The sequence below is a fragment of the Pseudomonas sp. S2_C11 genome, from assembly GCF_054668395.1.
In genome coordinates this window covers 4,562,472-4,587,204 of sequence record NZ_CP162765.1, presented here as the reverse complement: position 1 = coordinate 4,587,204, position 24,733 = coordinate 4,562,472, and the positions used below count along the sequence as shown (strand labels likewise).

At 58.9% G+C, this 24,733-nt stretch carries 23 protein-coding genes and 1 other RNA gene; 10 read left to right on the top strand and 14 right to left on the bottom strand.

Features of this window, described 5'->3' with window-relative positions:
• Positions 1-248: 248 nt before the first annotated feature.
• The 11 genes from AB4N48_RS20790 to AB4N48_RS20740 form a co-directional block, all read right to left on the bottom strand.
• Entirely contained in the window at positions 249-836 is a 588-nt protein-coding gene (locus AB4N48_RS20790; protein WP_252877409.1) for a GNAT family N-acetyltransferase, read from the bottom strand.
• Between the two features lie 238 nt (positions 837-1,074).
• Positions 1,075-1,923 carry a hypothetical protein gene (locus AB4N48_RS20785; RefSeq protein WP_460094239.1) on the bottom strand — a complete coding sequence of 283 codons (849 nt, stop codon included), beginning with the start codon at positions 1,921-1,923 and terminating at the stop codon, positions 1,075-1,077.
• Positions 1,920-2,132 (bottom strand): hypothetical protein, encoded by a 213-nt coding sequence (locus tag AB4N48_RS20780; protein WP_156388155.1) that lies wholly within the window; start codon positions 2,130-2,132, stop codon positions 1,920-1,922. Before AB4N48_RS20780 ends, AB4N48_RS20785 begins: the two co-directional genes overlap by 4 nt.
• Before the next feature lie 358 nt (positions 2,133-2,490).
• Positions 2,491-2,879: a transfer-messenger RNA gene (gene ssrA, locus AB4N48_RS20775) on the bottom strand.
• A gap of 95 nt (positions 2,880-2,974) precedes the next feature.
• Positions 2,975-3,250 carry a hypothetical protein gene (locus AB4N48_RS20770; protein ID WP_016771781.1) on the bottom strand — a complete coding sequence of 92 codons (276 nt, stop codon included), beginning with the start codon at positions 3,248-3,250 and terminating at the stop codon, positions 2,975-2,977.
• A gap of 206 nt (positions 3,251-3,456) precedes the next feature.
• On the bottom strand, positions 3,457-3,738 hold the full coding sequence (locus AB4N48_RS20765; RefSeq protein WP_041477921.1) for a hypothetical protein: 282 nt from the start codon (positions 3,736-3,738) through the stop codon (positions 3,457-3,459).
• A gap of 112 nt (positions 3,739-3,850) precedes the next feature.
• A complete protein-coding gene (locus AB4N48_RS20760; protein WP_460094238.1) occupies positions 3,851-6,661 on the bottom strand; it encodes an FAD-binding and (Fe-S)-binding domain-containing protein in 2,811 nt (936 codons plus the stop codon).
• Positions 6,658-7,329, bottom strand: a complete 672-nt coding sequence (locus AB4N48_RS20755; protein WP_212615288.1) for a LutC/YkgG family protein — start codon at positions 7,327-7,329, stop codon at positions 6,658-6,660. Before AB4N48_RS20755 ends, AB4N48_RS20760 begins: the two co-directional genes overlap by 4 nt.
• The gene (locus AB4N48_RS20750; protein ID WP_460094237.1) at positions 7,326-8,783 is read right to left on the bottom strand and encodes a LutB/LldF family L-lactate oxidation iron-sulfur protein; all 1,458 of its coding nucleotides are present in this window, start codon (positions 8,781-8,783) and stop codon (positions 7,326-7,328) included. The genes AB4N48_RS20755 and AB4N48_RS20750 overlap by 4 nt, the downstream gene beginning before the upstream one ends.
• Positions 8,780-9,604: a (Fe-S)-binding protein gene (locus AB4N48_RS20745; protein ID WP_460094236.1), complete on the bottom strand. Its 825-nt coding sequence runs from the start codon at positions 9,602-9,604 to the stop codon at positions 8,780-8,782. The genes AB4N48_RS20750 and AB4N48_RS20745 overlap by 4 nt, the downstream gene beginning before the upstream one ends.
• A gap of 149 nt (positions 9,605-9,753) precedes the next feature.
• On the bottom strand, positions 9,754-11,448 hold the full coding sequence (locus AB4N48_RS20740) for a lactate permease LctP family transporter (RefSeq protein WP_016771776.1): 1,695 nt from the start codon (positions 11,446-11,448) through the stop codon (positions 9,754-9,756).
• 263 nt (positions 11,449-11,711) lie between these two features.
• Here AB4N48_RS20740 and AB4N48_RS20735 point away from each other — a divergent pair, with 263 nt between their 5' ends.
• Positions 11,712-12,479 (top strand): FCD domain-containing protein, encoded by a 768-nt coding sequence (locus AB4N48_RS20735; protein WP_016771775.1) that lies wholly within the window; start codon positions 11,712-11,714, stop codon positions 12,477-12,479.
• Between the two features lie 117 nt (positions 12,480-12,596).
• Here AB4N48_RS20735 and smpB read toward each other — a convergent pair whose 3' ends face one another.
• A complete protein-coding gene (gene smpB / locus AB4N48_RS20730) occupies positions 12,597-13,079 on the bottom strand; it encodes an SsrA-binding protein SmpB (protein WP_007953781.1) in 483 nt (160 codons plus the stop codon).
• Between the two features lie 119 nt (positions 13,080-13,198).
• Between smpB and AB4N48_RS20725 the strand changes: the two genes are divergently transcribed.
• Genes AB4N48_RS20725 through AB4N48_RS20715 form a run of 3 tightly spaced genes read left to right on the top strand, consistent with a single transcriptional unit; the run spans position 13,199 to position 15,351 of the window.
• Complete coding sequence (locus AB4N48_RS20725) at positions 13,199-14,602, top strand: sodium-dependent transporter (protein WP_016771774.1); 1,404 nt, start codon at positions 13,199-13,201, stop codon at positions 14,600-14,602.
• A 7-nt stretch (positions 14,603-14,609) separates the two neighbouring features.
• Positions 14,610-15,044: a type II toxin-antitoxin system RatA family toxin gene (locus AB4N48_RS20720; RefSeq protein WP_016771773.1), complete on the top strand. Its 435-nt coding sequence runs from the start codon at positions 14,610-14,612 to the stop codon at positions 15,042-15,044.
• Positions 15,037-15,351, top strand: coding sequence for an RnfH family protein (locus tag AB4N48_RS20715; protein WP_460094235.1), 315 nt, complete (start codon positions 15,037-15,039; stop codon positions 15,349-15,351). Before AB4N48_RS20720 ends, AB4N48_RS20715 begins: the two co-directional genes overlap by 8 nt.
• Positions 15,352-15,412: 61 nt before the next feature.
• Here AB4N48_RS20715 and AB4N48_RS20710 read toward each other — a convergent pair whose 3' ends face one another.
• Positions 15,413-15,940, bottom strand: a complete 528-nt coding sequence (locus AB4N48_RS20710; RefSeq protein ID WP_016771771.1) for an outer membrane protein assembly factor BamE — start codon at positions 15,938-15,940, stop codon at positions 15,413-15,415.
• Between the two features lie 97 nt (positions 15,941-16,037).
• Here AB4N48_RS20710 and fur point away from each other — a divergent pair, with 97 nt between their 5' ends.
• Positions 16,038-16,442, top strand: a complete 405-nt coding sequence (fur, locus tag AB4N48_RS20705) for a ferric iron uptake transcriptional regulator (protein ID WP_016771770.1) — start codon at positions 16,038-16,040, stop codon at positions 16,440-16,442.
• 76 nt (positions 16,443-16,518) lie between these two features.
• Here fur and recN read toward each other — a convergent pair whose 3' ends face one another.
• Entirely contained in the window at positions 16,519-18,192 is a 1,674-nt protein-coding gene (gene recN / locus AB4N48_RS20700; protein WP_016771769.1) for a DNA repair protein RecN, read from the bottom strand.
• A 240-nt stretch (positions 18,193-18,432) separates the two neighbouring features.
• On the opposite strand from recN, the gene grpE reads away from it, so the two are divergent.
• From grpE to carA, 5 genes are all read left to right on the top strand, one after another.
• The gene (gene grpE / locus AB4N48_RS20695) at positions 18,433-18,999 is read left to right on the top strand and encodes a nucleotide exchange factor GrpE (protein WP_039759570.1); all 567 of its coding nucleotides are present in this window, start codon (positions 18,433-18,435) and stop codon (positions 18,997-18,999) included.
• A gap of 102 nt (positions 19,000-19,101) precedes the next feature.
• The gene (gene dnaK / locus AB4N48_RS20690) at positions 19,102-21,018 is read left to right on the top strand and encodes a molecular chaperone DnaK (protein WP_042608859.1); all 1,917 of its coding nucleotides are present in this window, start codon (positions 19,102-19,104) and stop codon (positions 21,016-21,018) included.
• Between the two features lie 297 nt (positions 21,019-21,315).
• On the top strand, positions 21,316-22,440 hold the full coding sequence (gene dnaJ, locus AB4N48_RS20685) for a molecular chaperone DnaJ (RefSeq protein ID WP_016771767.1): 1,125 nt from the start codon (positions 21,316-21,318) through the stop codon (positions 22,438-22,440).
• A 9-nt stretch (positions 22,441-22,449) separates the two neighbouring features.
• On the top strand, positions 22,450-23,253 hold the full coding sequence (gene dapB, locus AB4N48_RS20680) for a 4-hydroxy-tetrahydrodipicolinate reductase (protein ID WP_041477928.1): 804 nt from the start codon (positions 22,450-22,452) through the stop codon (positions 23,251-23,253).
• Between the two features lie 258 nt (positions 23,254-23,511).
• Positions 23,512-24,648, top strand: a complete 1,137-nt coding sequence (gene carA, locus AB4N48_RS20675; protein ID WP_016771765.1) for a glutamine-hydrolyzing carbamoyl-phosphate synthase small subunit — start codon at positions 23,512-23,514, stop codon at positions 24,646-24,648.
• Positions 24,649-24,733 lie beyond the last annotated feature (85 nt).

The window sequence follows — 24,733 nt, the reverse complement described above, 5'->3', positions numbered from 1 at the left end:
GTCCAGCCGGTCAGCGCCAGAATGCAGGTCAGGGCCAGCACCAGGCCGAAGCCCAGGCCGAGTTTCATGTTCACGCTGATGTTACCGAACCAGCTATTCATGCAAATCCTCCAGAAACGTTGGGTTTCTTGGTCGTCAGTTAAGCTGGAAGATTGTTGTTCTTTTGAGCCAGCAGGGGTGTTAGCAGGTCTGTATCGGCCGCAAACCCGAGAGCTGAAAGGATTTTTGTCTGACAGGTTTCGCGCAACTCAACCCAGGCGCCGCGACCAACGCTGATCCGGCGCCTCGAACCCCGGATTGACCAGCGCCGTCAGCACATGATCCTGCCAACGCCCGGCAATGTTCAGATACGCCTTCGCATAGCCCTCACGCTCGAAACCCAAACGCTCAAGCAACCGCGCACTGCGCTCATTGCCCGGAATGTAATTGGCCATGATCCGATGCAGATTCTGCACATCGAACATATAACCAATCCCCGCCTCCAGCCCCTCCTGCATCAAACCCAGCCCCTGATGCGCCTCATCGATGTGATAACCCAAATAACACGCCTGAAACGCCCCACGAATAACCCCGCTGAAATTGCACGCACCGATCATCTGCTGACCGTCCGACGACAGCAGCGCGAAATGCATGGCTAACCCGGCTTCGAAAGCACTGGCCTGGATCTCCAAGCGACGACGGATGTTGGCGGTGGAGAAGTAGTCGGTGGTGCGGATGGGCGACCACGGCGCCAGGTGGCGGAGGTTGCGCTGGTAGAACGCGCTTTCGAGCTCGGCTTGATCGGGGGAGAGGATGGCAAGGGTCAGGCGCGGGCAGGGCAGGGATAACAGCGGCATCGAGCGCTCCTTGGCGAGGGATCTGCAGGCAGAGTCGCGCATATGGTGGGGAGCGGCAAGATATGGAGAAGCCGAGGCGAAAAAAAGCCCGCTAGGAGCGCGGGCGAACCGTAGTTTCTTGAATGAGCGGGGGGATTTTATGGGATTGGTCGGGTGGGCGTAGTGAAGAAAAGTTCATCTCGCTTCTGCCGACCGGGTTGATGTCCCGACAGTCGATCTCCAGCGCACGATGAAAATATCAGCGCCCATACAGCACCGTGTTCATCAACGCATTGACCTGATTTGGCATCGTGTGGATGAACCAGTCGAAAGCAAGACCCGAGGTAAGCAGGTACGCGAGAACCAGCAGGATAGGCATGAAGATGATGTTTTTGCGCAGATTGGCGTACTTGCGGGTTTTTCTGGAAAGCCAAGGTTCGTGAGTACCGTTGTTATTGGCATGTGCACCCGCAACGATGAAGTAGGTTGAAAAAAGCATCATCCGAAGGCTGGTATAGATAAACAGCAGTACGCCTATCAGGTGTAGCAAGAACCAGTGCATGTCCAGCAAGACGAAAAATTTTTTTATTCCCGTCAGGCCCTGCTCATTGATGATCTGCTGGCTGTACTGAAAGTTTTGCGGCGCTAGGGTGGGCATAAAAGCTTCGTCGGTGACATACGTCGCGGCCACGCAAAATGCCAAGCAAAACAACAGCGCAACGATCCACTTAATGCCCGCGAAGAAGCCTCGGTAAAGGCTATGCAAGGTGCCGCCAGCCCATAGTGAAATGGTGAATAGCGTGATCCAGGAAAGCAGGTTGAGTATCTCGGCCCGGAAAAACACATAAATCAGCCCGGCAATCACCATCATCATGAAGATGACTGGAGTCATATCCTGGCTTGTGCTGGCGGCGTTCACGCCCAGCGGTGGATTGACCACCGTGTTGAAGGTCAGGTTTACCGAATGGCCCGGCTGTTTGGTGGATTGTGGAGAATCGCCTTTCAGTACCCGATCCAGAATGGCTCCCAGAATCAGGCCGAGGATGGTGAAGAACGCCGATATGTAGATATCGACTTCCTTGGATTGGATTGTTTCGATGAAGCTCATGGTTTATTGCCTTCCTTGTGCAGGTTGAGTTTCCACATGCGAACCGGTTTTCTCTGCGAGGCGTCCAGCCAGCCGCGGAATGGTAAGGGGATGGCTGTGGTTTTGCTATCACACAAGCGCAATCGTCTTACAGCCAAATTGGTTTCGTTTAATTGGAGAGTGAGCCGAATCGGTGCCGCCCCAGCGTCCTTTTGTACAACGTCGAACATTCACAGCCACCGGCAGGCTTGAGAATGTGAAGGAAATGGGCGGCCATTCGACTAACCCCAGATGCGACAAAGCCCGCACTGGGCGGGCTTTGTCGTTGAGAGTTGGTGGGTCTTTGTCCTTGGGCTTGGCGGCTTTGATTTTTAGGTCTGAAAGGCGTGTGGCTCGGGCTCCCATGGGTACTCCAACGCTGTTTGTGTATTCCAAAATTTACCAGTCACGGGCTTGGAATACGCCTTGGAATACAGTTCAAAATGGATCTGCCTGAAGCGCTGTGGAGCTCAATGGCCCTGAAACCCCCGTATTTACTGGATTTCAGGCACAAAAAAAGACGTCCGTGGACGTCTTTAGATGATTATTTGGTGGAGCCGGGGGGATTTGAACCCCCGTCCGCCAGTACTCCGCTGTCGGTACTACATGCGTAGCCGTGTCTATTAAGTTAACCCTCAGCGACCCGACGGGCAGGGTGCTTTGGGCGAGTTGTGTAAGTTTTAGCCGCTTCGTCCACAACGTACTGCACGGCGATTCTGTTCTATATGACAATCATTTCGGGTTTACAGACATCCCCTGATGATTGCTGGACCCGAAGGTACCAGGAGCATTGTCAGCTGCAATTAAGCAGCGAGAGCAACACCGTATTGGTCGTCATTGGCAACTATAAGTAGTTGCAACAGTGGATTTACGACTTCTGTTACCAAGTCGGCATGCACCTAGAGTTTCGCAACCGGCGTCGAATCCTAAACGGCCCCGAACTCATTGCCCGGTGAATCTGTTCGGGCAACAAGCGTGCACAGTGTACGTCAAAACGCTTGGCAGGCCAACCCGAAGGTTGGCCTGCGGGACATCAGTTACGCGTCGGGTTACGGATCTGCATCTTGCTGATGATGCCGTTGGTAACCTCGATGCATTCCTTGTCGTTGCCGGACGCCTGGGCCGCAGTGGCTTTTTCCTGTGCTTCCTTGATGTTATTCATGGAGCTTTCAGGAAGGGACGGCTGGCTGGTGACGAAATCTTTGATGCTTTGAAGATTCCCGGCGCAGAGGTCTTTGTCCGCCGCGAACACCGGCGAGGCCAGAAGTGCACCAGTGATAAACAATCCAGCAATTGCAGAATGCTTCATGGGTATCTCCTTGAACGATGGGGGCTCGGTGCTGCCGGACGGTTTGGCCGCGATGCCGAGGTCAAGACAAGCGAGGTCAGTATAGGACCTGTCTGGTTGACCGCTTCGCTGCGCAGGAATTCGGTTTTATTTGCAACGAATGTCAAAAGGCCAGATCGGTCGGCCAGGTGCCGATGCAGCCGGCCTGTAAAAGGTCGGCGCATGAATCATTTTTTGGTGTCACCGGTAGCGTTTTGAATGTCCAGCAGGGTTTGCTGTGTTTCAGCGAGGCAGTCGTCAATCTTGCCTTGTGCTTTCAGGGCGCGGGCTTTGCTGACACTGGCCGATACGCGCGCATTCAGGTCTGTCGACGTCAGGTATTGGGATTTTGCGCTATCGATTCTCTGCAGATTGGCATCGCATAAATCGCCAGGTTTTTCAGCGGCGAACGAAGTGGACGCCATCATCGAGGCAGTGACAAACAGACCTAACATTACAGAGCGGTTCATGTGTATCTCCTTGAACTGAGGGTTCAGACTTCGCTGACCGTTGAACAGGCCCCGAATGGTCCGGGGCATGTGCAGTGGACTACCGCCTCGCTCAAGGGTTCTGATTTTTTCCTCAGCAGGCTTTCGCCCGTGTCACCCGATCCACCAGATAAACCAGCCCGTGGTAGTCGATGCCACCGTGCTGGGTCAGGCCGATTTCACACGTGCGGCTGGTGGAAATGCCCTCGCTGCAGTGCTGCACGGCGTCCTTGAGCGTACGCAGCGAATGGCTGTTCAGCTCCGGTGTGGTGAAGCCTTTGTCGCCGGCAAATCCGCAGCAATGTATGCCTTCGGGAATCACCACCGTGTTGCTGCATTTGCGCGCCAGATCGATCAGCGCTTGGCTTTCGCCCAAGTGCTGAGTGCTGCAGGTCACGTGCACGGCAATCGGTGCTTCCTGGGGTGTGAAGTCCAGACGATCCAGCAAATGCGTGCGGATGAAGCGCACTGGATCGTACAGATCCAGTCGCGTTTCGCCGATGTCTTGGACCAGCCGCAACGTACATGGGCTGGTGTCGCAATAGATCGGGTCGAGGCCGCCGCGACTGGCGTGGAGCAGGGCGCTGATCAGCTCCTGACGTTTGTGCTCGGCCTGTTCGGCGTAGCCTTTGGAGGCGAACGGCTGGCCGCAGCAGAGGTTGTCCTGATCATCGGGAAAGACTACCTGGTAACCGGCCTTTTCCAGCAGGCCACGGGTTTTGTCGTACAGCGACATCTGCTCTTTGTCACCCGCCGCCGGGCCCATGACCCGCGACACGCAAGCTGCCAGATAAACCACGCGCGGGCGCTCGTCGGCCACGCTCGGGCTGAAGCGAATGGCTTTTTCCGGCTGTGGCATGGCGTTGGTCCACAACGGCACCTGGCCTTTGGACAAGCGCGTCAGCGTCGCCGACAACTTCGCCAGACGCGGTGCGCCGAGCATCATTCGTGCACCGTTGGCGACGTGCAGGGTGAAGCGCGCGCCTTGTAGGGTCTTGGCGAAATTTCCTTCGATCCAGTCAGCGGTTTTCTGATGCGTGGCGTGTCGGCCACGGAGCTTTTTCACCAGCTCGCCGGTGTTGATGCCTACAGGGCAGCGTTGCGCGCACAGGCCGGTGGCGGCGCAGGTGTCGATGCCTTGATAGTCGAAGGCTTTTTCCAGGTCGGTGGTGTCGACGCCGGCGCGCTTTTTCGCCAGGATATCGCGCCAGATGACGATGCGCTGGCGCGGGCTAAGGGTCAGGCCTTTCGAGGGGCAGACCGGTTCGCAGAAACCGCACTCGATGCACTTGTCCACAATCTCGTCCGCCGCTGGCAGCGGTTTCAGGTGCTTGAGGTGGATCTGCGGATCTTCGCTGAGCACCACGTCCGGATTGAGAATGCCGTTGGGGTCGAGCAAGCGTTTGAGCTGCCACATCAGTTGATAGGCGTCGCTGCCCCATTCCAGTTCCACGAACGGCGCCATGTTGCGGCCGGTGCCGTGTTCGGCTTTCAGCGAGCCGCCGAATTCCACTGCAACCAGTTGCGCGACGTCGTCCATGAACGCTTGGTAGCGTGCGATTTCTTCCGGGCTGTTGAAGCCTTGGGTGAAGACGAAGTGCAGATTGCCTTCCAGTGCGTGTCCGAAGAGGATCGCTTCGTCGTAGGCATGTTTGTCGAACAGCTCGATCAGGCGATTGACGCCGATGGCCAGTTGTTCGACCGGGAAGGTCACGTCTTCGATGATTACTGTGGTGCCGGTTTTGCGCACGGCGCCGACGGCGGGGAAGGTGTCTTTGCGGATGGCCCAGAGGCGGGCGTTTTCCACCGGGTCTTCAGTGAAGTCGACCTGCTTCTCGACGGGGAAATCGCGCAGGGACGCCATGATTTGCGCCAGTTGTTCTTGCAGCAATGTCGACGAAGCGGCGCGGGATTCGATGAGCAGCGCGCAGGCATTTTCCGACAGCAGCTGTACGAAAGCGGGCATGCCTTTTTTGTCCTGCACCGAGCGCAGACTGCGCCGATCAAGTAACTCCACCGCTGACACCGGTTGGCTTTTCAGCACGGTGACCGCGTTGCAGCAGGTTTCGACATCAGGGAACACGATCAGCGCCGAGGCCTTGTTCGGGTGATCGATGACGGTGTCGTAAGTCACCGCGCTGATGAAACCGAGCGTGCCTTCGGAGCCGACCAGCAGGTGGCTCAGGATATCCACAGGCTCGTCGAAATCCACAAGGGCGTTGAGCGACAGGCCGGTGGTATTTTTCAGACGGTATTTGTGGCGGATTCTCGCGGCCAGTTCGGCGTTGGCGCGGGTCTCGCGACCTAATGTCGCCAAGCGTTCGAGCAGGTCGCCGTGGCTGGAGCGAAATGCCGCGACGCTGGCTGGATCTTCGGTATCGAGGCGCGTGCCGTCGGCCAGCACCAGCCGAATTCCGGCCAATGTGTGATAGGTATTCTGCGCAGTGCCGCAGCACATGCCGCTGGCGTTGTTGGCGACGATGCCGCCGATCTTGCAGGCATTGATCGACGCCGGATCCGGGCCGATCTTGCGTCCGAACGGCGCCAGCCAGGCGTTGGCCTGCGCGCCGATCACGCCCGGTTGCAGGCGGATCTGCGTGCCCTGGCCGCGAATCTCGCGGGCATTCCAGTTATCCCCGAGTACGATCAGCACCGAGTCGCTGATTGCCTGCCCGGACAGGCTGGTGCCGGCGGCGCGGAAGGTCACCGGCACCTTGTCGCGCTGGGCCAGTTGCAGCAGCGCCACGACTTCGTCTTCAGACTCGACGCGGATCACCAGTTTCGGAATCAGTCGATAGAAACTGGCGTCGGTGCCGAAGGCCAGAGTCGACAGCGGATCGTCGAAGCGCCGGTCTGCTGGAATCAGTCGCTCGGCATCTCGCAGGAAAGCAGCAGGAAGACTCATTGATCCTCCAGAATCAGCACGACCAGATCTTTCGGGCCATGCGCGCCATACGCCAGCACCTGTTCAATATCGGCGGTTTTCGACGGGCCGGAGACCAGCAGCGCGTTGGTCGGCATGCCTTGCGCCCATTCGAATTCCTCTTGCACCTGATAGAAGTTGTCGCGGATTTCGCTGGCCTTGAGCAGGGCGAAATGCACCGGCGGCACCAGACTCATCAAGCGCGGTTCTTCACGGGTTGGCCAGATAATCAGGCTGCCGGTCGCGGCGATCGCACCGAGGGTGCCGGTGAGGCTGGCCGGGGTGTCGTTGAACAGTTCGGCTTTCCACTCTTCCATTGGCCGGTCGTAGGATTTCAGTGCAGGCAGCTCGGGATTATTCGCCCAGTGCTGGGTGATGCGTTGCCCGTGCGTTGTGGTCGGTGCGATCAGCAGGCTCGGCAACTGGCGGTCACGCAGCAGTTGCGCCAGTAATGCCGGCCACTCGGCGCCCGAGGTCAGGTGGATTTCGGTGTGCACCGCCTCCATCAGTTTGCGCAGTTGCGGGATGCGTTGCTCGGCGCTGTAGGTGTAGGGCTGGGTGACCAGATCGACATCGAAGTTGTCGGCAATTGGCGTGGTGCCGGTCAGACTTTTCCGAAGCTTGCCGAGGATATTTTGCTTGGCGCTCATCGACGCTCTCCCTGTTTGGCCAGATGCTCGCGGGCCATGTCATGCAGCGAACGCGCGGCCGGTTTTGGTGCGCTGTGGTTTTGCGTCCATGGGCCGACGTTGCTCGGTGTGAGGGCGCGCAGGCGCGTGGCGAAAAAAGCGAACATGCGGTACAGCGTCGGCGAGCTGTTGAGTCTGGCCCAGGCGTTCCAGATAAAACGCTCCTTGCGCGAATATTTGCTGCCCTGGCCGCGCATCACCTGATTCGGTGCGTCCGGGGCTTTGACGTTTTCCTCGCGCAGACGGCGCAGGATCGCCGGGATCGGAATTTTCACCGGGCAGACTTCACCGCAGGCGCCGCACAGTGAGGACGCGCTCGGGTGGTCCGGGACCTTGGCCAGGCCGACCATGTGCGGGGTGATGATTTTGCCAATCGGCCCCGGGTACACCTCGCCATAAGTGTGGCCGCCGACGCGGGTGTAAACCGGGCAATGATTCATGCAGGCGCCGCAGCGGATGCAGTTCAGGGTCTGGCGCAATTCACTGTCGGCGAAGGCCTGGCTGCGACCGTTGTCGAGCAGGACCAGATGCACTTCCTGCGGGCCATCGAGTTCGTGTTCCTTGCGCGGGCCGGAGATCATGTTGACGTAAGTGGTGATCGGAATGCCCAGCGCCGAGCGCGTCAGCAATGACAGCAGCGGCACCACGTCGCGCAGGTTTTCCACGACTTTTTCGATGCCGGTAACGGCGATATGCACCGGGGGAACGGTGGTGGTCATGCGCCCGTTGCCTTCGTTTTCCACCAGCAGCAGGGTGCCGGTTTCGGCCACGGCGAAGTTGACGCCGGAGACGCCGATGTCGGCTTCGAAGAATTTCTGCCGCAGGACCCTGCGACCGATCTGAATGAGTTGGTCAACGTCCTTGGTGTATTCCACGCCAAGTTTGTCGTGGAACAAGGACGCGACCTGACCGGCATTCTTGTGGATCGCCGGCATAATGATGTGTGAAGGCTTCTCGTGGTCGAGCTGGACGATGTACTCCCCCATGTCGGACTCCAGACATTCAATGTCCCGAGCCTCGAGGAAATGGTTCATCTCCATCTCTTCGCTGACCATCGATTTGCCCTTGATCACTTGCCGCGCCTCGTGAGCGCGGATGATCGATAAGACGATGCCATTGGCTTCGTCCACCGTTTCCGCCCAGTGCACTGTCACACCGTTGCGGGTCAGGTTCTGTTCCAGTTGCTCGAGCAGGTCGGGCAACTTGGACAGCGCGCGGGCCTTGATCGAATTGCCCAGTGCGCGCAAGTGTTCTCTTTCGTGGGCATCGTTGAAAGCCGCTGCCCGCTTGGTCATCAGTGAATCCATGGCAGTGCGGAAGTTGTTCCGCAGCTGCTGATCACCCAGGGCGTTGTGTGCCCGGGTGCGGAAATCTTCTTCTACGGCGACCGTAGGAATAATCGTCGAGGTGCTCATTGCGCACCTCCGGTTCGCTGCCAGAGGAAGCTCGCCAGATGTTGCCCGCGCAACGCCTCCTGCTGTTTCTCCAGCGCGCCGTTGATGTTCATCAAACAGCCGCAGTCGGCACTCAGTACCTTGTGCGCGCCGGACTCTTTCAACGCACGGGTCTTGTCAGCCACCATCGCGCCGGAAATGTCTGGCATACGGACGCTGAATGTCCCACCGAAGCCACAGCATTCGCTTTCGTGGTCGTGATTAACCCGCTCCACGTTGCTCAACTGCGCCAACAACTCGCGGCCGTGCAGGTGGGTGTTCATTTCGCGGCGTGCCGAACACGAGGTGTGCAGCGCGACTTTCACCGGTTCGCCGCTGTCCTTGAGCTGCACCTTGCAGACGAACAGCAGAAACTCGGCCAGCTCATAAGTACGAGCCGCAAGGGCCTGCACCTGTTTCAACGTCTCCGGCTCGTCCTTGAACATGTCGGCGTAATGCTCGCGCAGCATGCCGGCGCAGGAACCCGAGGGCACCACCACCGGATAATCTCCGGCAAACAACGCCAATTGCGAGCGCGCTACCGTCCGCGCCTGCTCGGTGTAACCCGAGGTGTAGGCCGGTTGGCCGCAGCAACTCTGGCCTTGCGGATACTCGACCCGGATCCCTTCGCGCTCCAGCAGATGGATCGCGTCCATCCCGGCTTCGGGGTAGAACAGGTCGACCACACACGTGCCGAACAGGTAGACCCGCGACGGTTTCTCGCCGGGGTATTGCCGAGGTTCGGGCAGTGGCGGTGCCACGCGGGTCGCGTTCGGCACAGCGTTGTAAAAAAGCTCGCTCATCAGGCGTGTCTCCGGGTGGGCCCGGTTATCCGTCTGCTGCGGCTGCCGAATATAAAGCGCATTGCTTTCAGCAGCCTTACAGACCCGGTGGTGAATTGCTGACGCCGGATCACGGGCCGGCGTCGGTTATTTCCGTCTTTCTTGTAGGTTTAGTGCACCAGCATGCCGGTGAACCAGTAGGCCTGAGCCAGGGTGATCAAACCGACAATCGTTGCAAAGAATAGGCTGTGCTTGAGGGTGAAGCGGAACAGATCCGATTCCTTGCCGACCAGACCGGTCGCGGCGCAGGCCACGGCGATCGATTGCGGCGAGATCATCTTGCCGGTCACGCCGCCGCTGGTATTGGCCGCCACCAGCAAGGTGTCGTTGACGCCGATCTGGTGGGCGGTGGTCGCTTGCAACGAACTGAACAGTGCGTTCGACGACGTATCCGAACCGGTGAGGAACACGCCCAGCCAACCGAGGAACGGCGAGAAGAACGGGAACGCGGCGCCAGTACCCGCCAGCACCAGGGCCATGGTCGAGGACATGCCGGAGTAGTTGGTGACGAAGGCGAATGCCAGCACCATGCCGATCGACAGGATTGGCCAGCGCAGTTCGTAGAAGGTCTCTTTCAAAGTGGTAAGACCAGTTTTGAAATTGATCTTCAGTACCAGCATCGAAATCAGCGCGGAGAAGAAAATCGCCGTGCCGGTGGCGGAAATCGGGTCAAGTTTGAACACCGCTGGAATGGCAGTCGGATTGGCCACGATTGGCGCAGTCTTGATCACTAGTTGATCAAGGTGCGGAATCGCGAAGTTGAACACCCAGCTGTACATCGAACCGCCGGCGGCGAACATCGCTTTGAAAGGCTTCAGCGTCCAGATCGTCACCAGCACAGTGAGGATCAGGAACGGCGACCACGCCTTGAAAATTTCCCCGAGGCTGTAGGGCGACGCGACGGTAGTGCGCTTCTGGCCGAAACCGCCGACGCTGGCGCTGACCACCGAAGCGGATACGGCACCAACGATGTGCTGGCCGGCGGCGCGACGTGGTTGCCAGACCTTGAGGAACAGGGTCAGGGAAATCAGGCTGGCCAGTGCCGAGGTGATGTCCGGCAGTTCCGGGCCGATGAAGTTGGAGGTGAAGTATTGGGTGATGGCGAAACTCAGACCTGCCACCAGCGCGGCCGGCCAGGTTTCGCGCACACCGCGCAGGCCGTCCATCATGAACACCAGCCAGAACGGCACGAACAGCGACAGCAGTGGCAGCTGGCGACCGGTCATCGCGCCGATCTTGAAGGCGTCGATGCCAGTGACCTGGCCCGCCACGATGATCGGAATCCCCAGCGCGCCGAACGCCACCGGAGCGGTATTGGCGATCAGACACAGGCCGGCGGCGTACAGCGGGTTGAAGCCCAGTCCTACAAGGAGTGCGGCAGTAATCGCTACCGGCGCGCCGAAACCGGCGGCACCTTCCAGAAATGCGCCGAAGCAGAAACCGATCAGCAACACCTGCAAGCGCTGGTCATCGGTAATCGACAGAACCGAGCTGCGGATGACCTCGAACTGACCGCTCTTCACCGTCAGCTTGTAGAGGAACACTGCCGCGACAATGATCCAGGCAATCGGCCACAGACCATAAGCGAAACCATAACCAGCGGCGGCGAACGCCATGTCCACTGGCATCTGGAAGGCGAAAATGGCCACGGCAATCGAAAGCGCGAGGGTGATGCTGCCGGCCACATGGCCTTTGAGACGGAACACCGCCAGGGCGAGAAAGAAGAACACGATGGGAATGACGGCCGCGAGAGCGGAGACGCCGAGACTGCCGAGCGGACTGTAGAGCTGTTGCCAGGTTTGCATGGTGGGGTGGCCCCTAATTGTTGTTGGTCAGGCACTGTGAGCAATCTTGGGTAATTGGTAATACCAATTTACAAGCGCTGTTGGCTAGGGTAAAAGCCTTGGTAGCGGTGTGTCAATTTGCCGCTCTGAAACTTTCGTCGAAGATGCGGTGCAGAGGGCAACTGATCCGCTTTGGCGAAGTGGCGTCTGGCAGGTGTCGGCGGCGCGCGGATAGGCCAGAATAGACACCCCGGCGAGCGGTCGGGATCGTGGAGAAATGAGTTATGGGCTTTGATCAGATACGTCAGCGCCGTTTGTCTGACGATATTGTCGAGCGCCTCGAGGGGATGATCCTCGAGGGCACGCTGAAGTCGGGCGAACGTCTGCCGGCCGAGCGCACGCTGGCCGAACAATTTGGCGTATCACGCCCGTCGTTGCGCGAGGCGATTCAGAAACTCGCGGCCAAAGGCTTGCTGGTCAGTCGCCAGGGCGGCGGCAATTATGTGGTGGAGGGCCTGGGTTCGACGTTCAGCGATCCGCTGCTGCAATTGCTTGAAAGCAATCCCGAAGCGCAGCGTGATTTGCTCGAATTCCGGCACACCCTGGAGGCATCGTGTGCCTACTACGCCGCTTTGCGCGCCACCGATGTCGATCGTGAGCGCCTGACCGCTGCGTTCGAAGAGCTGCAGGATTGCTACTCGCGCCATGAAGAAGTCAGCCGGGCGGAAGAAGGCGCGGCAGATGCAAAATTTCATCTGGCGATTGCCGAAGCCAGCCACAACGCGGTGTTGCTGCATACGATTCGCGGACTGTTCGATCTGCTCAAGCGCAACGTCGTGACCAACATCGGCGGCATGTACAAACAGCGCACGGAAACTCGCGACATGCTGATCTCGCAGCACCGGGAATTGTATCTGGCGATTATCGAAGGGCGTGCCGAGCAGGCGAGGGAAGTGTCCAGCCGACATATTCTGTATGTGCAGGAAGTGCTGGAAGAGGTGCGTCAGGAGGTGCAGCGCATGGCTCGGGCGGAGCGGCGCAAGGGGATGTGATCAGGTGTGTTTGTGTTGATGCTGAAATAGCTTTCGCGAGCAGGCTCGCTCCCACCTTTGAAATGCATTCCAAGGTGGGAGCGAGCCTGCTCGCGAATTGGCGCTAAAGGAGGAAGATCAGTCTTCCTTGCCCTTGTTGCGCACCGCACGCTGCAATTCACGACCGGCATCGCGCTCGCGCTCGGTGTCACGCTTGTCGTATTCCTTCTTGCCCTTGCCCAGAGCGATCTCGCACTTGACCATGTGCTTGCTCCAGTACCAGGACAGGCAGACGCAGGCGTAACCCTTTTGCTGCACGGCGGCGGCAAGCTTGTCCAGCTCGCGGCGGTTGAGCAGCAGTTTGCGCGTGCGCACCGGGTCGGCGATGACGTGGGTGCTTGCGGTCATCAACGGCGTGATGTGGCTGCCGAGCAACCATGCTTCGCCGTCCTTGAGCAGCACATAGCTGTCGACCAGCTGCAACTTGCTCGCCCGCAGACTTTTTACTTCCCAGCCGGCCAGGACCAGACCAGCCTCGAACTTGTGCTCGATGAAGTAATCGTGTCGCGCCTTTTTGTTCTGCGCGATGGTCCCTGTTGGGTGTTTCTTCTGTTTAGCCATAGGGGCGGCATTATATGGAGTTGTTCGGCTGTCGGCTACGGTGTTGCTGCGTGCTTGAGCAGGTTGAGTGAATCCCGGACAATGCGGCCTCTTTTTCTAACGCTTGGGCGTGATAAACGATGTCGACAGACAAGGTTTCTGTCCACGGCAGTTGGGCTAGCCGCTGGGTATTCATACTCGCCGCGACCGGTTCGGCCGTGGGACTGGGTAGTATCTGGAAGTTCCCCTACATGGTCGGGGTCTACGGCGGCGGCGCTTTCGTGCTGATGTTCCTGGCGTGCATCGCGCTCATCGGCGTGCCGGTCATGCTCGCGGAAACCCTGATCGGCCGGCGCGCCCGGCAAAGTCCGGCGAACGCCTTGAAAGTGCTGGCACTGGAAGCCGGACACTCGGCCAAATGGTCTTGGGGCGCGTTTGCCGGGATGATCACGGCCCTGCTGATCCTGTCTTTCTACAGTGTGGTCGGCGGCTGGTCGCTGGACTACATCGTCGACATGGGTCGTGGCGATTTCCAGGGCGCGACGGCTGATCAGGTCGGCGCCTATTTCGGCAATGTCATTTCCAATCCATGGCGCCTGACACTTTGGCACACGATTTTCATGCTGCTGTCGGCCTTCGTGATCGCCAAAGGCGTGGTCGCCGGGCTTGAGCGTAGCCTGCGGATCATGATGCCGCTGCTGTTCGTGATGATTCTGGTGCTGCTGGGTTACAGCATGACCACCGGGCATTTCATGGAAGGCGTGCATTTCATGTTCGACTTCCACCCGGAAAAAGTCCTCGACGGTCTGCTGCCGGCGATGGGGCACGCATTCTTCTCGCTGAGCGTCGGCGTTGGTTCGATCATGATCTACGGCGCCTACATGCCGAAGAACACCTCGCTGTCGGGCACGGTGGTCGGCGTTGCGCTGCTGGATACTTTCGTATCGCTGGTCGCTGGTCTGGCGCTGTTTCCGATTGTGTTCGCTGCTGGCCTGAACCCAAGCGAAGGTCCGGGACTGATGTTCGTCAGCCTGCCATTTGCTTTTGGTAATGTATTTTTCGGCCAGTTGATGGGCGTGGTGTTCTTCGTGCTGGTCGCGGTGGCAGCGTGGAGTTCGGCGATTTCGCTGCTTGAGCCAATGGTGGCTTACCTGGTTGAACGCACTAAAATCAGCCGCATCTGGGTCACGTTCTGGCTGGCGTTCACCTGCTGGTTCGTTGGTCTGGGCACGGTGTTTTCTTTCAATATCTGGAAGGAAGCCAAGTTTTTCGTGAACGAAGGCGGGGCGTTCAGCCTCTATCAATGGGGTGCGCAGAGCGGTCTCGACTTCTTCGGCGTGATCGATTTCTTCACCTCGCGGATCATGTTGCCCCTCGGTGGCTTGTGTTTCGTGCTGTTCGCGGGATGGGTGATGGGGCGTGAAGCGGTGCGGGATGAATTGTCCATCCGTAACCCGGTTCTGTTTGCTCTGTCCCTGTTCTTGATGCGCTACGTGGCGCCTATCGGCATTCTTGTAGTCTTTGCCGCTCAGCTCTGGAAGTAACGCTTACATGACGACACATATCCAACGATCCGCGCTCCTGCCGTACCCGGCGCAATTTCTCTACGACCTGGTCAACGATGTCGCGCGGTACCCGGAGTTTCTGCCGTGGTGCTCGGAGGCTGAAGTGCTGGAAAGCTCCCCGGAACACATGCGCGCCAGTGTCGGCGTGGCCAAGGGTGGCCTCAGTCAGCATTTCGTCACGCGCAACACGCTGGTGCCGGGGCAGTCGATCGAGATGAATCTTGAAGAAGGCCCGTTCACTCAGTTGCACGGCATCTGGGTATTCAAGGCGCTGAATGAAAAGGCCTGCAAGATCAGTCTGGATCTGTCGTTCGATTATGCCGGGCCGCTGGTGCGCGCAACTCTGGGGCCATTGTTCAATCAGGCGGCCAATCAGTTGGTGGATGCTTTCTGCCAGCGCGCCAAGCAGATGCATGGTTAAGCCGGTGATCGAGATAGAAGTGGTGTATGCAGCGGTTGATCGCCAGGTTCTGCGTGCGATCAGTGTGGCTGAAGGCGTTAGCGTTCGGGCGGCGGTGCATGCATCGGGCATCGCAGCCGAGTTTCCTGAGCTGAATCTGGCGGAGTGTCCGCTGGGGATTTTTGGCAAGGTCGTGGCTGACGCGGATTCTCGCCCTCTGCAGGCGGGCGACCGGATCGAAATCTATCGACCGCTGCTGGCTGATCCCAAAGAAGTTCGACGTTTGCGTGCGGCCAAGGCTGCCGAGGCCAAAGCACGCAATTCTTGATCAGGCCAAACGGCAGGCAATAAAAAACCCGGAATGTCCGGGTTTTTTATTGCCTCGCCTATTACTGCGGCGAGGTGTCCAGCGGCTCTGGTGTCGGAACCGGTACGGTTTCCACACCATCGACGTCCTTCTGGATCTGATCCAGCAAGGAGCCTGGTTTGGCTGGCTTCTCGGCTTCTGGCTTGTCGGCGTTTTCAGCAGGCGCGGTCACGGTAGTACCGCTGTCCTTGCCGAGAATGGCTTCATCACGGCTCACGCCGGGCATGAAGTCACCGGACAGGCTGACAAGCTGGTCATTGGAGTTGAAGATAACGCTGATTCGTTCCTGCTGGCGTTCACCGCCACCCGGTTGCAGGCTGTACAGATAATCCCAGCGATCGGCATGGAACGTGTCGGCAAGCAGAGGGTTGCCCATGATAAACCGTACTTGCGGCCGGGTCATTCCCGGGCGTAACTGGTCTATCATGTCCTGCGTGACGACATTGCCCTGCTGGATGTCGATTTTGTAAACCCCGGGGAATGAACAACCGGCGAGTGCGAGCAGTCCCACAAAGGTGAAACTGGTTAGCAAGAGCTTGGTGTTTTGCATCGGTGGGCGACTTCCACTATCTTGGCTGGGACAACGTAAACGCCGATCATACCCGCATTAAGAGAAGCTGCGAAGCAGCATCGCGAGAAAGCTGACCATGGTTGAAAATAGCGAACTACGCAAAGCCGGCCTCAAAGTGACCCTGCCACGGGTCAAGATCCTGCAAATGCTCGACTCTACCGAGCAGCGCCACATGAGTGCCGAGGACGTCTACAAGGCGTTGATGGAAGCTGGTGAGGACGTTGGTCTGGCCACGGTTTACCGTGTACTGACCCAGTTCGAAGCGGCCGGCCTCGTGGTCCGCCACAACTTCGACGGCGGCCACGCGGTCTTCGAACTGGCTGACGGTGGCCACCACGACCATATGGTCAACGTGGAATCGGGTGAAGTGATCGAATTCTTCGACGAAGAAATCGAAAAACTTCAGAAATCGATCGTCGAGAAGCATGGCTTCGAGATGGTTGATCACAACCTGGTGCTGTACGTACGCAAGAAAAAGTAAGCATGTCGCGCGAATTTCACATTCGCTAAACGAACGAAGGCGACCCAAGGGTCGCCTTCGTGCTTTCTACTATTTATTACGCCTTGGCGGTCACCACCATTTTTTTCGCGTGAGCCAGGGATTCCTTGGTCAGATCGATGCCGCCGAGCATGCGCGCGACTTCTTCGATGCGCTCGTTCTTTGTCAGCTTCGCGACAGCGGTGTGAGTCGCCTTCTCGTCGCGAACCTTGTGCACGAACAGATGTTGATGCCCTTGCGCCGCCACTTGCGGCAAGTGCGTCACGGTCAGGACCTGGCCGCGATCACCGAGACGGCGCAGTAACTGGCCGACAATCTCGGCAGTCGGACCGCCAATACCTACGTCCACTTCGTCGAACACCAGCGTCGGCACGCGGGAGGTCTGGGCGGTAATGACCTGAATCGCCAGACTGATCCGCGACAGCTCACCACCGGAGGCGACTTTTGCCAGTGCCTTGAGCGGTTGGCCGGGGTTGGCGCTGACCAGCAGTTCGACCTGTTCCAGCCCGTTCGGCAGCAACTCATCGCTGCTGTTGGCTTTCAGTTCGATGGTAAAGCGGCCGCCGGGCATGCCCAGGCGCTGGATTTCCTGCTCCACTGCACTGGCGAGGCTACCGGCAGCTTGATGACGAAGGTCGCTCAGCTCGCGCGCTTTCTCTTGGTAGTGGCGGGCGTAGGAGGCCAGTTCTTCGCCCAGGCGCTCGATGGATTCATCGTTGGCGTTGAGGGTTTCGATTTCATCGAGCAGCTTTTGCTGCATCTCGCCGACTTCGGTCGGTTGAATCCGGTGTTTGCGCGCCAGGGTGTAGATCGCGTCGAGGCGCTCTTCCAGGTATTGCAGGCGAGCCGGGTCGGCATCGAAGTTGTCGAGGAAGCGATTGAGCTCGCCGACCGCTTCTTCTACCTGAATCTGTGCGCTGGTCAGCAGGCTGCTGGCTTCACCCAGCGCCCCCACCGAGCTGTTCACACTGGACAGACGATTGAGGCTGGCGGTCAGTGCATTCAGGACATTCCCTGAATCACTTTCACTGCACTGCTCGACCACTTGCCGGCATATGCCCAGCAAGGTTTCGGCGTTGGTCAGGTTCTTGTGTTCCTGCTCCAGTTGCTCCAGTTCATTTTCGCCGAGGCCGAGGTTCTCCAATTCCTCAAGCTGATAGCTGAGCAACTGATGACGTGCGCGTTGTTCGTCGCCGGAGTTGGACAGCCGCTCCAGTTCCTGGCGGGTCTGACGCCAGCGTTGCGCGGCAAGCTGCACCTGACGCGCCAGATCGGTGGCACCCGCATACTCGTCAAGCAGGCGGCGATGGGTGTCGGTCTTCAGCAGCGACTGATGTTCGTGCTGGCTGTGGATATCGATCAGCAGCTCGCCGAGGGCTTTGAGGTCGCCAAGCGGGCAGGGCGTGCCGTTGATATAACCGCGCGAACGACCTTCCGATGTGATGACCCGGCGCAGGATGCAAGGCCCGTCGTTTTCCAGATCGCGCTCGGCCAGCCAGGCGCTGGCTTCAGGGATATCAGCGAGATCGAAGGTGGCGAGAATGTCGGCTTTATCAGCGCCCGGGCGAACCACGCCGCTGTCGGCGCGATCACCCAGGGTGAGGCCCAGGGCATCGAGCATGATCGACTTGCCGGCGCCGGTTTCCCCTGTGATCACGCTCATCCCGCGATCAAGTTCGAGATCGAGATGTTCAACGATGGCGTAGTTGTGTACGGACAGGTGCACCAGCATAAAGGCAGCTCCCAGGCTTGAGGTCTGGTTATTTATACAGTGTTTTGTTCAGGCCTGACAATGCCCGCCCTTAGCTCGATTTGCTTGGTCGAAAAGTTTTCTTAGCGCATTCAAGAATGAGTATTCAGCACTTTTTTGTAGGGACAATTGTTTTCAGCCCTTGAAGCCTGATTTTGCGGCCCCATATATCGGGGCAGAAGCGCGAGTCAGGCTCGCGGACGAAATTGAAAGGAGAATTCTATGGCTGACGAACAGACAGTAGATACGCAAAACCCAGATGCCAATCAGGCGCCCGAAGGTTCGGGTGACGACCTGGCGACCCGTGTGCAAGTGCTCGAAGAGCAATTGGCCGCCGCGCAGGATCAGTCTCTGCGTGTTGCTGCCGATCTGCAGAACGTTCGCCGCCGTGCCGAGCAGGACGTCGAGAAGGCGCACAAGTTTGCCCTTGAGAAATTTGCCAGCGACCTGCTGCCGATCGTCGACAGCCTGGAGCGCGGCCTCGAGCTGTCGAGCCCGGACGATGAAAGCATCCGTCCGATGCGCGAAGGCATCGAGCTGACCCTGAAAATGTTCCACGACACCCTCAAGCGCTACCAGCTTGAAGCGATCGATCCGCATGGCGAACCGTTCAACGCCGTTCACCATCAGGCGATGGCCATGCAGGAAAGTGCCGACGTCGAGCCGAATAGCGTGTTGAAGGTTTTCCAGAAGGGCTACCAGCTCAATGGTCGCCTGCTGCGCCCGGCGATGGTCGTGGTCAGCAAGGCGCCGGCACCGGTTTCGCCTTCGATTGACGAGCAGGCTTGAAATTAGCCGCAAGGCCCCCATTTAGAAGTCAAGCGTTTAAGTGCTACCGCAGTCAGCCACCACTGCTGCGGCAACAAAATCCAAAGTTTCGGGAGAGTGAACATGGGCAAAATTATCGGTATCGACCTGGGGACTACCAACTCCTGCGTCTCCGTGCTTGAAAACGGCAAAGCCAAAGTTATTGAAAACGCTGAAGGCGCGCGTACCACGCCGTCGATCATCGCTTACGCCAACGATGGCGAAATTCTGGTAGGTCAGTCGGCCAAGCGTCAGGCTGTAACCAACCCGCACAACACCCTGTACGCGGTAAAGCGTCTGATCGGTCGTCGTTTTGACGAAGAAGTTGTGCAGAAAGACATCCAGATGGTCCCTTACAAGATCGTCAAGGCTGACAACAACGACGCCTGGGTAGAAGTGAACGGCCAGAAAATGGCACCGCCACAGATCTCGGCTGAAATTCTGAAGAAGATGAAGAAGACCGCCGAAGACTACCTCGGCGAGGCAGTGACCGAAGCGGTGATCACCGTTCCGGCCTACTTCAACGACAGCCAGCGTCAAGCCACCAAAGACGCCGGCCGCATCGCTGGTCTGGACGTAAAACGCATCATCAACGAACCAACCGCAGCCGCTCTGGCTTACGGTATGGACAAGGCCAAGGGCGATCACACCGTGATCGTTTATGACCTGGGTGGCGGTACTTTCGACGTTTCCGTAATCGAAATCGCTGAAGTTGACGGTGAGCACCAGTTCGAAGTGTTGGCCACCAACGGTGACACCTTCCTCGGCGGTGAAGACTTCGACATTCGTCTGATCGACTACCTCGTTGACGAATTCAAGAAAGAAAGCGGCATGAACCTCAAAGGTGACCCGCTGGCCATGCAGCGCCTGAAAGAAGCCGCTGAGAAAGCCAAGATCGAGCTGTCGTCCGCTCAGTCGACCGACGTCAACCTGCCGTACATCACTGCAGATGCGACCGGTCCTAAGCACCTGAACGTGAAAATCTCCCGTGCCAAGCTCGAAGCACTGGTTGAAGACCTGGTTCAGCGCACCATCGAACCTTGCCGCATTGCCATGAAAGACGCCGGTATCGACGTCAGCGCGATCAACGACGTGATTCTGGTCGGTGGTCAGACTCGTATGCCGCTGGTACAGAAGCTGGTTACCGATTTCTTCGGTAAAGAAGCGCGTAAAGACGTCAACCCGGACGAAGCCGTTGCCATGGGTGCTGCGATTCAGGGCGCTGTTCTGGCCGGTGACGTTAAAGACGTGCTGCTGCTCGACGTCAGCCCGCTGACCCTGGGTATCGAAACCATGGGTGGCGTGATGACCGCGCTGATCGAGAAAAACACCACGATTCCTACCAAGAAATCGCAAGTGTTCTCGACTGCCGACGACAACCAGGGTGCTGTGACCATTCACGTTCTGCAGGGCGAGCGCAAGCAAGCTGCACAGAACAAATCGCTGGGCAAGTTCGACCTGGCCGACATTCCACCAGCTCCACGTGGCGTGCCGCAGATCGAAGTGACCTTCGACATCGACGCCAACGGCATCCTGCACGTCGGCGCGAAAGACAAGGCTACCGGCAAGACCCAGTCGATCGTGATCAAGGCCAACTCCGGTCTGTCCGACGAAGAAATCGAGCGCATGGTGCGTGACGCCGAGGCGAATGCCGAGGAAGACCGCAAGTTCGAAGAGCTGGCCGCTGCCCGTAACCAGGGTGACGCACTGGTGCACTCGACTCGCAAGATGATCGCTGACGCGGGCGACAAGGTCACCGCTGAAGAGAAGACTGCAATCGAAGCTGCAGTGGTTGCGCTGGAAGCCGCCGTCAAAGGCGACGACAAGGCTGCCATCGAAGCCAAGGTTGAAGAGCTGTCGAAAGTCTCCGCTCCGGTTGCTCAGAAGATGTACGCCGAACAGGCTCAGCCAGCTGATGGCGCGGCCCCGCAAGGCGAATCGGCTGAGAAGGCTGACGACGTTGTCGACGCCGAGTTCGAAGAAGTCAAAGACCACAAGTAAGTTGTTGGTCGCCCGGTTGACTGCCTTGCGGCGGTGACTGGTAGGATGTCGCCGCGCGGGAGCTTGCCTCCCGCGTTGGCGTATCTGGAATACGCGAATTTTTACAGCATGCGACACCGTTCGGATGTTGGCGGTATGGCCGGGAATGCTCCTGCTTTTCGCGCCGCAGATACCGCATCAATCAAGACCAGGATCGTTGAATTGACGTGAGTTGGGTCCGGGCCTTAATGGGGGCTCAACGAGTTTGGCGAGGCTCAGGAGGGGTTTGCCGAACGTCCTTAAGAGTGCAAAGAACTTATGGCAAAGCGTGACTATTACGAAGTATTGGGTGTCGAGCGGGGCACGAGCGAAGCGGACCTGAAGAAGGCCTATCGCCGCCTGGCCATGAAGCACCACCCCGACCGTAATCCCGGCGACAAAGCTTCGGAAGAAGCATTCAAAGAGGCCAACGAGGCCTATGAAGTGTTGTCCGACGCCAGCAAGCGCGCCGCATACGACCAGTATGGTCATGCCGGCGTCGATCCGAGCATGGGTGGCGGCGGTGCCGGTTTCGGTGGCCAGAACTTCTCGGACATCTTCGGCGATGTCTTCAGTGATTTCTTCGGTGGCGGTCGCGGCGGTGCCCGTGGCGGCGCTCAGCGTGGCAGCGATCTGCGCTACACCCTGGAACTGAATCTGGAAGAAGCGGTGCGCGGTACGTCGGTGAATATCCGCGTTCCGACACTGGTCAACTGCAAACCGTGCGATGGTTCCGGCGCCAAGAAAGGCTCGTCGCCGACGACGTGCCCGACCTGCGGCGGCATCGGTCAGGTGCGCATGCAGCAGGGCTTTTTCTCGGTGCAGCAGACCTGCCCGCGCTGCCATGGCCAGGGCAAGATCATTTCCGATCCGTGCGACTCCTGCCACGGCGACGGTCGTGTCGAAGAGTACAAAACCCTGTCGGTCAAAGTGCCTGCCGGTGTTGATACTGGCGACCGCATTCGTCTGTCCGGCGAAGGCGAGGCGGGTACCCAGGGCGGGCCGACTGGCGACCTGTACGTTGTGATCAATGTGCGCGAACACGACATCTTCCAGCGTGACGGCAAGCATCTGTTCTGCGAAGTGCCGATCAGCTTCGTCGACGCTGCACTGGGCGGCGAGTTGGAGATTCCGACCCTCGACGGTCGCGTCAAACTGAAAATCCCTGAAGGCACGCAGACCGGCAAGCAATTCCGCGTACGCGGCAAGGGCGTTGCGCCAGTGCGTGGCGGCGGTGCCGGCGACCTGATGTGCCGTGTCGCTGTGGAAACGCCGGTCAACCTCAACCGTCGTCAGCGTGAACTGCTGGAAGAATTCCGCAGCTCCCTGGCCGACGACAACAGCCACTCGCCGAAAACCACCGGTTGGTTCGACGGTGTGAAGCGTTTCTTCGGCGATTTGTAAGGAGTCGGCATGCGACGTATTGCAGTGATGGGCGCCGCCGGGCGCATGGGCAAGACCCTGATTGAAGCGGTGCAGCAGACGCCGGGCGCCGGTCTGACGGCGGCGGTCGATCGTCCCGACAGCACGCTGGTCGGCGCGGATGCCGGTGAGCTGGCAGCGCTGGGCCGTATAGGCGTGCCGCTGTCCGGTGATCTGGATCGTGTGGTTGAAGAGTTCGATGTGTTGATCGACTTCACTCACCCGACCGTGACCCTGAAGAATCTCGCGTTCTGCCGCAAGCACGGCAAAGCGATGATCATCGGCACCACCGGTTTCAGTGTTGAAGAGAAGCAATTGCTGGCCGATGCGGGCAAGGACATTCCGATCGTCTTCGCCGCCAACTTCAGCGTCGGCGTCAACCTGTGCCTGAAGTTGCTCGACACCGCTGCGCGCGTGCTGGGCGACGATGTCGATATCGAGATCATGGAGGCCCATCACCGCCACAAGGTCGATGCTCCCTCCGGTACCGCGGTGCGCATGGGTGAAGTGATTGCCGATGCCTTGGGGCGTGATCTGAAGAAGGTCGCGGTCTACGGTCGCGAGGGCCAGACTGGTGCGCGGGAGCGTGAAACCATTGGTTTCGCCACCGTGCGCGCTGGCGATATCGTCGGTGATCACACCGTGCTGTTCGCTGCCGATGGCGAGCGCGTCGAGATTACCCACAAGGCATCGAGCCGCATGACCTTCGCCAAGGGCGCGGTGCGTGCGGCGCTGTGGCTGGATGGTCGCGAGCCGGGCCTGTACGACATGCAAGACGTGCTCGACCTGCGTTGAGTCGTTGCTGAACCCGGCGCAAACGTCCCGTTTTGCGCCGGTTTTTACCGCTTGGCGACGACCTGTCGCATTCTCCGGCCTTTAAGGCTCTTTAGCGGTGGACCAAAAACGCCCTTTTCTGTAAGCTACAGCTTTAGTGTGTCCACTAAAAGCGCGCAGAATAATTTCAGTGAAGAAGCGGGGTGACGTGTCCATACGTCACTCCGCTTTTTTACAACCTGCGATTGCCCTTTCATGCGTTATTTACGGGAGGTCTTCTTGACTAAGCCAGCCATACTCGCCCTTGCTGATGGCAGCATTTTTCGCGGCGAAGCCATTGGAGCCGACGGTCAGACCGTTGGTGAGGTGGTGTTCAACACCGCAATGACCGGCTATCAGGAAATCCTTACCGATCCTTCCTACGCCCAGCAGATCGTTACCCTGACTTACCCGCACATCGGCAACACCGGCACCACGCCGGAAGACGCCGAGTCCGACCGCGTCTGGTCCGCTGGCCTGGTCATCCGTGACCTGCCGCTGGTAGCGAGCAACTGGCGCAACACGATGTCCCTGTCTGATTACCTGAAAGCCAACAATGTAGTGGCAATCGCCGGTATCGACACCCGTCGCCTGACCCGCATCCTGCGTGAAAAAGGCGCTCAGAACGGCTGCATCATGGCCGGCGACAACATCTCCGAAGAAGCAGCCATCGCCGCTGCGCAAGGCTTCCCGGGCCTGAAGGGCATGGACCTGGCGAAAGTCGTCAGCACCAAGACCCAGTACGAATGGCGCTCGACTGTCTGGGATCTGAAAACCGACAGCCACGCGACCATCGAAGCCTCCGAACTGCCATACCACGTGGTCGCCTACGACTACGGCGTCAAGGTCAACATCCTGCGCATGCTGGTCGAGCGCGGCTGCCGCGTCACCGTGGTGCCGGCGCAGACTCCAGCCGCCGATGTGCTGGCGCTGAAGCCGGACGGCGTGTTCCTGTCCAACGGCCCTGGTGATCCGGAGCCATGCGACTACGCGATCCAGGCGATCAAGGAAGTGCTGGAAACCGAGACGCCGGTATTCGGCATCTGCCTCGGTCACCAGTTGCTGGCTCTGGCCTCCGGCGCCAAGACCCTGAAAATGGGCCACGGCCACCACGGTGCCAACCACCCGGTGCAGGATCTGGATACAGGCGTGGTGATGATCACCAGCCAGAACCACGGTTTTGCGGTAGACGAAGCCACCCTGCCAGCCAACGTGCGCGCGATCCACAAATCGCTGTTCGACGGCACCCTGCAAGGCATCGAGCGCACCGACAAGAGCGCGTTCAGCTTCCAGGGTCACCCTGAAGCGAGCCCTGGCCCGAACGATGTCGCGCCACTGTTCGACCGCTTCATCAACGAGATGGCCAAGCGACGCTAAGCGTTCGCCTTGAGACTGTAGAGAGAAGCCCTCGAGGGCGGCCCCGGTTCCGGCGGCCCCTTCGGGACTTCAGAAATCGATCAAG